Raw genomic sequence first — 10688 nt, forward strand, 5'->3', positions numbered from 1 at the left:
GCCGCCAAGGCACCAACAAAATGGCTGTAGCCGTTAAAACGCTCCCCCTTGTACACTCGCTCCCCCAGACAATCGCGCCGACGCCCATCTTAGCGGAATACCCCGATAACACCAGCCGCCTTCCAGCTAGGACAAATGACAGGCGCCTGCCCGCAGCGACAGTGGGCACGCAAACAACTCTACAGGGAGGTCAAGCGAAGACCTGCGCCAGGCAGGGGGTCGCAACAGTCGCTATACCGCGCAGCGCTTCTCCAATTGCCCGAGACCCTCGAACAATACCTCAATATGGTGGGCACCATTGGTGGAAATCACTTTGCGAATGCGGATACTGCCGAGGCGGCCGTCGCGAAGGCGGATACTGTATTGCACGCCATTCAACAACTCTCCGTCATTACTCTGCAAGTGAAGGCAACCGCTCCACGCGGAATAGCCTTCATCGGTCAGAATATACATAGGGACGTCACTGAGCAGCCTCCTGCCCTCGTGCAATACGTCGCCGTGGGTCAAATCCATTGACAGCCTCCACAGGATAAGGGACAACGCCTATAGTCATAGGCCTGCACTTTTGTTATAGCATGCTCAAGCGATGCGCCCTACCATTGGCTTATAACAAAATGCTTTAACCGCCCCCTTTCTAACATCCCTGCGTTACAAGCCGCCGGCACGCTACTGTCAGGCAGGGAAATAACGGCTGATAGTATCCACGACGCAAGCCGGGCGATCCCCGCCCTCAATCTCTATCGTCACCCGCACCACCGACTGCACTCCGCCCTTCAACTCTTCCGCCGACAGCAGCTCACCCACGCCGCGCACCCGCGAACCTACCGGCACCGGAGCCGGAAAGCGAATGCGTTCGCAGCCCACGTTCACGCCCATAGAGATGCCCTGCACATCGATAATTTGCGGCAGGAAAAGATTGACCAGCGACAGCGTCAAATAACCGTGCGCAATACACTTGCCAAACGGGCCGTCTTTGGCACGCTCCGGATCGGTATGTATCCACTGGTGATCCCCCGTGGCATCGGCAAACAGGTTAATACGCTGCTGATCAATTTCCAGCCATTCACTGCTGCCCAAATGCTCGCCAACAGCGTCCAGCAGGGCCGACGGGGTGGGGAAAACTCTACTCATATTGACATTCCTATTACCGGGACTGTTAAAAGCTGCATGCACAGTCGTATTTTCATGCCAATAACCTTACCATCGGCTACGTCGCAGCCGGCATCGTCTATGCGGGTGACAGCGGGCAATAGCGCGCTACCAAAATGGCAAAGGACGCAATGGATATCCGTGAGTTTCTAACAACGCATTGGTCTTGGCTCCAGGCTAGCCTTCCCTATCTGGCCGCCCTGACGGCGGCCACTTTCGCGTTATTGGGGCTGCTGTCGGCGCTCGAAGCCATCCTTAAAACGCGCACCGCACAAGGCGCAGTCGCCTGGGCGATTGTACTAATCGGCTTCCCCCCCCTGTTTGTACCACTGTACTGGATCTTTGGCCGCCGCAAATTTCGCGGTTACGCCATGGCCAAACGCGGCGACACCGGTGCCATAGACGCGCTGACCGGCCAACTTGCACGCGACTATGCCAGCCTGGAAACATCCCCCGAAGCGGAAGATTCGCGCCTGCGCGCGCTGCCGCGCCTGAGCACACTGCCCTTCAGTCGCGGCAACAAGGCCAGACTGCTGATCGATGGCGAGCAGGCCTTTGCGGACATGTTCACGCATATCCGCCGCGCCAAACACTACGTTCTGCTGGAATTCTATATTGTTCGCGACGACGACATCGGCGGCGAACTCGCCCAGCTGCTGATCGACAAGGCTCGCGAGGGCGTGGCCATCTACTTTATCTACGACGAGATCGGCAGCCTCAAACTGCCCCGCGACTACCCGCAAACCCTGCGCGACGCCGGCGTGCAAATGCGCCCCTTTAACAGCACCAAGGGCACCGGCAATCGCCTGCAGCTGAACTTCCGCAACCACCGAAAAATCGTCGTCTGCGACGGCGATTACTGTGTTATCAGCGGCATGAACATCGGCGACGAATACCGCCATCAACACCCGGTGCTCAGCCCTTGGCGCGATACCGGCCTGGCCATGAGCGGCCCCATCGTGCAAGCCGTACAGCTCTGTTTTGTTGAAGACTGGTACTGGGCCAATGAATCGCTGCCCGCACTCAACTGGACACCCGCACCCTGCAAGGACGGCGACCAGCAAATGCTGATCGTGAGCACGGGGCCCGCCGACAGCGTAGAGAGCTGCGCACTATTTTTTGAGACCCTGATTCACCAAGCCCGCGAGCGACTGTGGATAGTCAGCCCCTATTTCGTCCCCGACACATCCATTATTCACGCCCTGCAGCTCGCGGCAATGCGCGGTGTCGATGTGCGAATCATGCTCCCCGAGAAGCCCGACAAACTGACTATCAAGTTGTCATCATTTACCGCGATACGCGAAACCCTTCCCCACGGGGTACAGTTCTACTACTACCAATGCGGATTCTTGCATCAGAAAGTGCTGCTGGTGGATGATGACATCGCGGCGGTGGGAACGGCCAACCTCGACAATCGCTCCTTTCGTCTTAATTTTGAAATTAGCGCAGTGATCTACGACCACGGCTTTGCCAGAGAACTCAGCGACATGCTCGAACAAGACTTCAACCAATGCCGGCAGCTGCTCCCCAGCGAAGTCGCCCGCTGGTCGCTGATGCGGCGCCTTGCCAGCCGCTGCGCCTATCTGTTTGCCCCGCTGCAGTAAGATGACCAGCGCAGCCCGCCTTTCCGCCTGTCCCGATTGCGATTTGTTGCAGCGCCTACCGCCGCCGCAGGCCGCACAGCGCGCCCACTGCCCGCGCTGTGCAGCGGTACTCGCCGAGCCGCCACCGCGCTTTCCTCAGCTCAGTTTAGCCGCGGCACTGTGTGGACTGATGCTGTTTATCCCCGCTACCTGTCTACCCATTCTACGGTTTACCCTGGCCGGCCAGACCGGCAGTAACACCCTCGCCGAGGGCATTTTAAGACTGTGGCAGCAAGGCTTTGAACTGCTCGCCCTCTTAGTACTGCTGTGCTCGCTGCTCGCCCCCTTGCTGCACTTGCTGCTCAACACTTTTATCGGTCTTTGTCAGGCCCTGCAGCGCTGCCCGTCAAGCTTCGCGCACTGCATTAAGCTCAGCCATTTTATGCAGGACTGGAGCATGCTCGAGGTCTATGCCATCGGCATTCTGGTTGCCTACGTAAAAATGATGGACGACGGCGACATCGAAATTCTCAGCGGCAGCTACTGCCTGGCGGGATTGATGGTCAGCCTTATCCTGTGCGCGCAAAGCTTCAACAGCGAGCGCGCCTGGCAGTTCTGGGAGCAACCGCGTTGACCATGCAGCCGACAACCGCCAAACAGCAGGGGCTGGCCCGCTGCAAGCAGTGCGCCCTGCTCAGCGCCATGCCCAGCCGCCAACAACAGTCACAGGCGCTCTGCCCGCGCTGCCACAGCCCGCTGCATTTTCGCCGCCACCACAGCCTGCAGCGCTCGCTGGCACTGTGCATTGCTGCCGCCCTACTGCTGATACCGGCCAATGTTTTAACGATCATGACCGTCGTCAATCTTGGCCAAGGCGCGCCGGACACCATCATGTCGGGGATTGTCCGGCTGTGGCAAGCCGATCTGCGCGCCATCGCAGCCGTGGTGTTTATCGCCAGCATTTTGGTACCCATCATTAAAATCGTGGCTCTACTATTGCTAATGATGGTCGTGCAGTTCCGGCTGCCCCTCAGCAAGTCGCAATGCACCGCACTCTACCGCTTTGTCCATCTTATTGGCCGCTGGTCCATGCTCGACCTGTTTATGATTTCAATACTGATTACCGTGGTTAGCCTCGGCAATATTGCCACCGTCGACACCGGCCCCGCCGCCACCGCCTTCGCGGCGGTAGTCGTGCTCACAATACTTGCCGCCAACAGCTTTGACCCGAGACTTATCTGGGATTTAGAACACCATGACTGATTCACAAACACCGTATCCGCAAGCTCAGCTGCGCCCCAAAAAACGCTTGTCGGCCGTGTGGTTACTGCCTCTGGTAGCCGCAGTTATTGCCCTGTGGCTGCTCTATGAAAACCTCAATAACAGTGCCCTGCAGGTCAGGGTGCAGTTTGACAATGGCAGCGGCATTACCGCCGGCAAAACTCCGGTTGTGTACCAGGGGATTACCGTGGGTAGCGTCAGCCAACTGCAACTCAACGACGAACTCAGTGGCGTCAACGCCACGCTCGACCTGCACGCGCAAATCGCCCCGCTGATTCGCAGCGGCACGCGCTTTTGGCTGGTCAAACCCCAAATATCCCTGTCTGGCATCTCGGGCCTGGATACCCTGGTCGCCGGTAACTACATCAGCTTTGCGCCCGGCGACGGCCAAGCCGCTCAGCACTTCACCGCATTGGCCGAACCCCCTGCCTTTGCCAGTAGCACCAACGGATTGCGACTCACCCTACACGCCGACAAGCTCGGCTCACTCGCCGTCGGCGCACCCGTGCTTTATCAGGAAATCGATGTTGGTGATATCGAGGGCTACACGCTCACCGATAACGGCGTCGACATTGCGCTGCGCATCGACCCCCGCTATCAACAGCTGGTTACCAGTAACAGCCGCTTTTGGAACCACAGTGGCGTCAAAATTAACGCGGGGATGCAAGGACTGCACATCGACGCAGGCTCACTGGCCAGCATACTGGCTGGCGGCGTGGCCTTTGACAGCCCCGATGGCGGTGAAAGCGTCGACAATGGCCAGCGCTTCACGCTGTTCGAAAGCCGCGAACTCGCCCACGGCAGTCGCCGCGTAATCGTTGAATTTGCCAGTGCCGAGGGCTTGAGCAAAGGTGCCGAACTGCGCCTGCAGGGGCTGCGCATTGGCCGCGTAGAGGCCGTTCGCTTTAAGGCCGCAGGCCCCAATGCCGGCGCCGAGGCTGAACTGCGGATCAACGCGCCATACTTTGAACATCTCAATGAACGCAGCCGCTTCTGGCTGGTGAGTCCAGAATTTTCTACCGCCGGCATTGAAGGCCTCGACGCCCTCATCGGCGGCCCCTATGTGGCCGTGCATACTGACGGCGCGCCCGGTGAGCTGGCGGCCCGTTACCAAGCGCTGCGCGACGCACCCGAAAAGCGTATTAGCGCCCCGGGATTGCGCGTGGTCCTGCTGGCCGACGAGCTGAATTCAGTCAGTGTTGGCAGCAAAATCTATTATCGAAAAATTGCCGTTGGCCAGGTGGAAAGTGTCGAACTCGCCAAACACGGGGTAACGATTGGCGCCTTCATCCACCAACGCTACGCCCACCTGCTACACCGCGAATCGCTGTTTTGGAACGCCAGCGGCATCAGCATTAGCGGCGGCTTGGGCGGTCTCGACGTGAAAGCAGAATCGCTGGCCACCATCGTTGCCGGCGGCATCGCCTTTCAAACGCCCGAAGTCAAACGTCCTCAGGCTGCTTGGGAGGGGCTGCGCTACACCCTGCACCGCGATTACGAAAGTAGCTTTGCCGACGCGGGTCGCGAAATTCACGTGTACTTCACCAGCGGTGTCAACCTGAGCAAAGGCACAGAAATTAAATACGAGGGCATCAAGGTTGGCGAAGTGACCGCCGTAGAACTCGATAGCAGCATGCAGGGCGTTGTCGTCAGTGCGCGCCTGGCACCGTCGGCCAAGGCCTTAGCGCGCCAGGGCAGCCGCTTTTGGGTGGTCAAGCCTGAACTGGGGCTGGTTGGCACCCGCAACCTGGAAACCCTGGTCACCGGCGCCTATATCAGCGTGTTGCCCGGTGACGGTGAACCGCAGAGCAAATTTATCGGTCTGGAGCGCCCACCGCGACTGCGGCCTCCGGCGACGGGCTTGAACTTGGTGCTGGGCGCCGATCAACGCGGCTCGATCAAAGAGGGAGTAAAAGTGTTTTACCGCGACATCCCCGTGGGCGAGGTGTTCGGCTTTGAACTGTCGGCCGACGCCCGCCGAACACTAATCCACATTAATATCGAACCGCGCTACGCCACGCTGGTACGACGCAATAGCCGCTTCTGGAACTCCAGCGGCATCGCGGTCAACTTCGGCCTGTTCAGTGGCACCACCATCCGCAGCAAGTCAGTCGAATCACTGTTAGAAGGGGGAATTGCCTTTGCAACGCCCCCTGGCAAAGGCGCGAAAGCGGCATTAGCAGCGCCCGCGGAGGCCGGCCAGCACTTTCCTCTGCACGCCGAAGTGGACGCGGTATGGCTGCGCTGGGACCCGGTAATCCCTCTGGACAGTAGCAGCCATTGAGCGCCGCAAGGCAGTGGCATTCTGGCCATTGCCTTAACAAGTTTTCACACAGTTAGGCGGCGGAAACAGCTAGAATGGCGTCTGCCAAGCAGCTGTGTCACCGACACGCTTCTGCCCACTGCACTCATCTAGGGACTGTCGTTTTGTTAAAACTGCCCAAGCAGGCCATTGTGGTCGCAACCATCATCGGCGCCGCCGTTATTATCGCCATTACGTTATTTGCCCTGCGCCCATCGCCCGAGCAACAGGAAGTTGCCAGCCACAAATTGCTTATCGACGTAGCCATTGCCCACAAGCAAAGCCTAACCATTAACGTTCACAGTCAAGGCACTGTGCAACCACACACCGAAACCAGTCTGGTTGCCGAAGTTTCTGGACAGGTTATGGAAGTATCGCGCAATTTTGAGAACGGCAATCTCGTCGAGAAGGGCGAGATACTGCTGCTCATCGACGACCGCACTTACCGCGCCGAGCTCAAACGCGCCGAAGCCGCTGTCGCGACAGCGCACAGCAATTTGCTGCAAGAAAAAGGCCGTGCCGCCGTGGCCCGTGAAGATCTTAAAAAATACCCGCGCCGCCACGCGAATGAGGATTCGCGAGCGCTGGCACTGCGCCTGCCACAGCTCAACGAGGCCAAAGCGCGACTCAACTCGGCATTGGCCGACCGCCGCCAAGCCGAAATCAACCTGGAGCGCACTAAAATTCGCGCGCCCTACCGCGGCATGATTAAAGCCCGGCAGGTCGATCTTGGACAGTTTGTTGCCACCGGCTCGGCCCTCGGCCAAATCTTCTCCGTAGACACCGCCGAAGTGCGCCTGCCAGTGCCCAGCGACCGGCTCGCCTACTTGCAACTGCCCGACCCGCGCGACGACAGCACCCAGGCCGATGTCATATTGGAAAATGATATTGGCGAGCGCTGGCCTGCGAAGCTGGTACGCAACGAGGGCATACTCGACGAACGCAGCCGGGTGCTATTCGTCGTCGCTCAGATCGCAGACCCCTACCGGCTGGATAGCGACGGCAAACCGCTGCGCAACGGCAGCTTTGTGAAAGCCGACATTCAGGGGCGGAGCATTGCCGACCTCGTTGCCATACCGCGGCATATTTTGCGCACCGGCAATCAACTTTGGGTCGTGGATGAAAACGACACGCTGCGCAACCGTGACATTAAGGCACTGCGCACCGAGGGCAAACTGGTGTACGTCTACGAAGGCCTGGAAAGCGGTGATCGCATCTGCCTGTCATCGGTACCCAGCGCCATCAGTGGTACCGCGGTTAAAATCAACACCAGCCTGTCGACGGCAGAGCTAGTCGCCACGCCGTCAGCCGAATTGGCGACCATTAACGAGGAGCCTAACGCGCCATGAGTACCCCCGAGCACCTCGACACCCGGCGCGGCATTATTCCCTGGTTCGCCCGCAACCACGTAGCCGCCAACCTGCTCATGCTGGTGATATTGTTTGTCGGGGTTGGCTCGGCATTGAACATTCAGCGCACGCTGCAGCCCGAGTTTGAAATCAATATTATCCGCATTACCGTGCCCTACCCCGGCGCCACCCCCGAAGAAGTTGAAGATGGCGTTATTCTTAAAATAGAGGAAGCCCTGCAGGACATTGATGCCATTCAAAGTATTGAGTCACGAGCCGATGAGTCCCTGGCCAACATCACTGTTGAAATCTATGAAGACTACGACATCTTGGCCGTTATGGACGAGGTCAAAAGCGCGGTCGACGGCATTATCAGCTTTCCCGAACAGGCCGAGCGCCCGGTGGTCAAACGCCTAGAATTCCAGAACCACACCGTCAGCGTAGAACTCTATGGCGATTTAGATGAACGCAGTCTGAAATCGCTGGCCGAGCAAATCAAACAGGAGATGCTCCAGGATCCAGACATCGCCTTTGTGCAGATCAATGGCGCTCGCGACTTTGAAATCAGTATTGAAATTCCCGAACACCGGCTGCAGGAATACCAGTTAACCCTGGACGACGTTGCGCAGGCAATTCGCCGCTCATCGCTGGATTTGCCCGGCGGCACGATCAAAACCAATAATGGCAATATCTCACTGCGCACCCAAGGTCAGGCGCGCCGTCAGCACGAATTCGAAAGATTGGTCATCAAAAGCTTCGCCGACGGTACTCGACTGACCCTGGGCGATATCGCCACCATTCGCGATGGCTTTGTAGAAACCGACGGTTTTGCCTATTTTGACGGCAAACCCAGCTTGGATTTGCAGGTATTTTCTGTCGGCAGCCAAGACCTGATCCGCGTTGCCGAGGCCACCAGCCGCTTTGTGGAAAACAAACGCAGCAGCCTTCCTGAAGGCGTTGAACTCACCCAGTTTGCCGACATCAGCTTTTATCTAAAAGGCCGGATGAGCATGATGCTCAACAACCTCAGCATGGGCGCCCTGCTGGTGTTTATCGTGCTCAGCCTATTTCTGAACATCAAACTGGCCTTCTGGGTCATGGTCGGGCTGCCGATATGCTTTTTGGGCACCTTTGCGCTGATGCCCATGGTCGATATCAGTCTGAACATGCTCAGCCTGTTCGGCTTTATTCTGGTACTGGGTATCGTCGTAGACGACGCCATTATCATTGGCGAAAGCGCCTATGCCGAAGCCGAAAAACAAGGTCACTCTGTCGATACTGTGATCAAAGGCGCGCTGCGCGTGGCCACCCCGGCAACCTTCGGCGTACTGACCACCATCATGGCCTTCTCGCCGACGATTTTTGCCACCGGCACCTTTGCCCCCTTTCCCGAAGCGGTGGGCTGGGTGGTGATACTCTGCCTGGCCTTCTCGCTCATTGAGTCGAAGTGGATTCTGCCAGCTCACCTGGCTCACAGTGCTCCGGGACAGGGGCCAATCTGGCGACAGTTAGACCGCATCCCGGCGAAATCCAACGCACTGCTAAGCCATTTTATCGAACAGCACTACCGGCCCTTTATAAAGAAAGCCATCGCACATCGCTATATTACCGGTGCCAGCTTTACCGCAATGCTAATTATCACCGTCGGCGTGATCGCCGGCGGCATCGTGCACTTTGTGATGATTCCCGAGGTACCCGGCGACTTTGTCCAAGCCAAACTGGAAATGGTAGAGGGCACCCCAGAAAGTGAAACTCGGCGCGCCTTCGAGCATATGGATCGCAGCCTGCGCCGCATTAACGAGGCGTATGCCGCCGCCCACGCCGGCGCCAAAAATCGCGCACTGGTCAGTCATGTAGCGGCCTATGGCCGGGGCGGTCGCCATGTGACGTTTATGGCGGAATTAACCAAAAATGAAATGCGCGACATCGACGGCGCCGAAGTCGCTCGCCGCTGGCGTGAAGAAATCGGCGACATTCCCGGAGCGAAAGTCTTGGCCGTTAGTATTGCCGACCAGCAAATGGGCCCCGCTATATCGCTTAAACTCAGCAGTCCAACCCCCGAGGATTTAACTTCGGCAGCCGCCGAAGTCGAGCACGCATTGCGGCGTTTTGAGGGCGTATACGACATCCGCAACGGCGCCAGTGCCCTGCGCGATGAAATTGTGCTGGAGATCAAACCCGAAGCAGAGAACCTCGGGCTGAGCTCTGCGCTGCTGGGGCGCCAGGTTCGCGACGCCTTCTATGGTGCTGAAGCCCAGCGCCTGCAGCGCGGCAACGACGAAGTCAAAGTGATGGTGCGTTACCCTCGCGAAGAAAGAGCCGCCGTCTCCGACCTGCAAAACATGTATATTCGCGCGGCTGACGGTGCATTTGTGCCGCTGAGTAGCGTCGCCAATGTCACCATTCAACCCGCCTACACCACGATGACCCGGATCGACGGCGAGCGCTCCATCACGGTCAGTGCCCAAGCGGATAAGTCACGGGTCGAACCCGATAAAATCACCGCCAGCATTATTGATAAACTTCTGCCCAGCCTACAACAACGCTTCCCGGGGTTGGACATCAAACTCAGCGGCGAAAGCGAAGAGATCGGCACCTTGATGGTCAGTCTGTTAGTGGGCTTCGCGCTGGCGCTGTTCGGCATCTATGGCCTGCTGGCAATCCCCCTGCGCTCTTACCTACAGCCACTGATTATTATGGGCGTTATTCCCTTCGGTATTATCGGAGCGGTCTTTGGCCATATTGTTATCGGCCTGTCGTTCAGCATGATGTCGTTTTTTGGCGTTATCGCCCTGTCCGGCGTGGTGGTCAACGACAGCCTGATCATGGTCGACTTTATCAACTCAGCCATCGCCCGCGGCGAGCGTATCATAGACGCCGTCATCGATTCCGGTTGCCAGCGCTTCCGGGCTATTTTGCTCACCTCGCTGACGACCTTCTTCGGCCTGCTGCCCATGCTGTTAGAGGACAGCCTACAGGCCCAGTTCGTGATCCCCATGGCGGTATCACTGGGCTTTGGCATCA

The 10688-nt window shown here is 58.1% G+C and carries 8 protein-coding genes; 6 read left to right on the forward strand and 2 right to left on the reverse strand.

Features of this window, described 5'->3' with window-relative positions:
* Positions 1–231: 231 nt before the first annotated feature.
* Together ABYM29_RS12775 and ABYM29_RS12780 are read right to left on the reverse strand one after the other, a co-directional pair.
* The gene (locus ABYM29_RS12775; protein ID WP_372865158.1) at positions 232–513 is read right to left on the reverse strand and encodes a hypothetical protein; all 282 of its coding nucleotides are present in this window, start codon (positions 511–513) and stop codon (positions 232–234) included.
* A 159-nt stretch (positions 514–672) separates the two neighbouring features.
* Complete coding sequence (locus tag ABYM29_RS12780) at positions 673–1131, reverse strand: MaoC family dehydratase (RefSeq protein ID WP_372865159.1); 459 nt, start codon at positions 1129–1131, stop codon at positions 673–675.
* Positions 1132–1265: 134 nt separating this feature from the next.
* On the opposite strand from ABYM29_RS12780, the gene cls reads away from it, so the two are divergent.
* The 6 genes from cls to ABYM29_RS12810 form a co-directional block, all read left to right on the forward strand.
* Positions 1266–2753, forward strand: a complete 1488-nt coding sequence (gene cls / locus ABYM29_RS12785) for a cardiolipin synthase (protein ID WP_372865160.1) — start codon at positions 1266–1268, stop codon at positions 2751–2753.
* A gap of 1 nt (position 2754) precedes the next feature.
* Positions 2755–3366 carry a paraquat-inducible protein A gene (locus ABYM29_RS12790; RefSeq protein WP_372865161.1) on the forward strand — a complete coding sequence of 204 codons (612 nt, stop codon included), beginning with the start codon at positions 2755–2757 and terminating at the stop codon, positions 3364–3366.
* Between the two features lie 2 nt (positions 3367–3368).
* Positions 3369–3995, forward strand: a complete 627-nt coding sequence (locus ABYM29_RS12795) for a paraquat-inducible protein A (protein ID WP_372865162.1) — start codon at positions 3369–3371, stop codon at positions 3993–3995.
* Complete coding sequence (locus tag ABYM29_RS12800) at positions 3988–6297, forward strand: MlaD family protein (protein WP_372865163.1); 2310 nt, start codon at positions 3988–3990, stop codon at positions 6295–6297. The genes ABYM29_RS12795 and ABYM29_RS12800 overlap by 8 nt, the downstream gene beginning before the upstream one ends.
* Positions 6298–6440: 143 nt before the next feature.
* Positions 6441–7664, forward strand: coding sequence for an efflux RND transporter periplasmic adaptor subunit (locus tag ABYM29_RS12805; protein ID WP_372865164.1), 1224 nt, complete (start codon positions 6441–6443; stop codon positions 7662–7664).
* The coding region (locus ABYM29_RS12810; RefSeq protein ID WP_372865165.1) for an efflux RND transporter permease subunit at positions 7661–10688 on the forward strand (3028 nt) is incomplete at its 3' end. The genes ABYM29_RS12805 and ABYM29_RS12810, both read left to right, overlap by 4 nt.

It is taken from the genome of Spongiibacter sp. (assembly GCF_041602295.1).
Lineage (GTDB): Bacteria > Pseudomonadota > Gammaproteobacteria > Pseudomonadales > Spongiibacteraceae > Spongiibacter.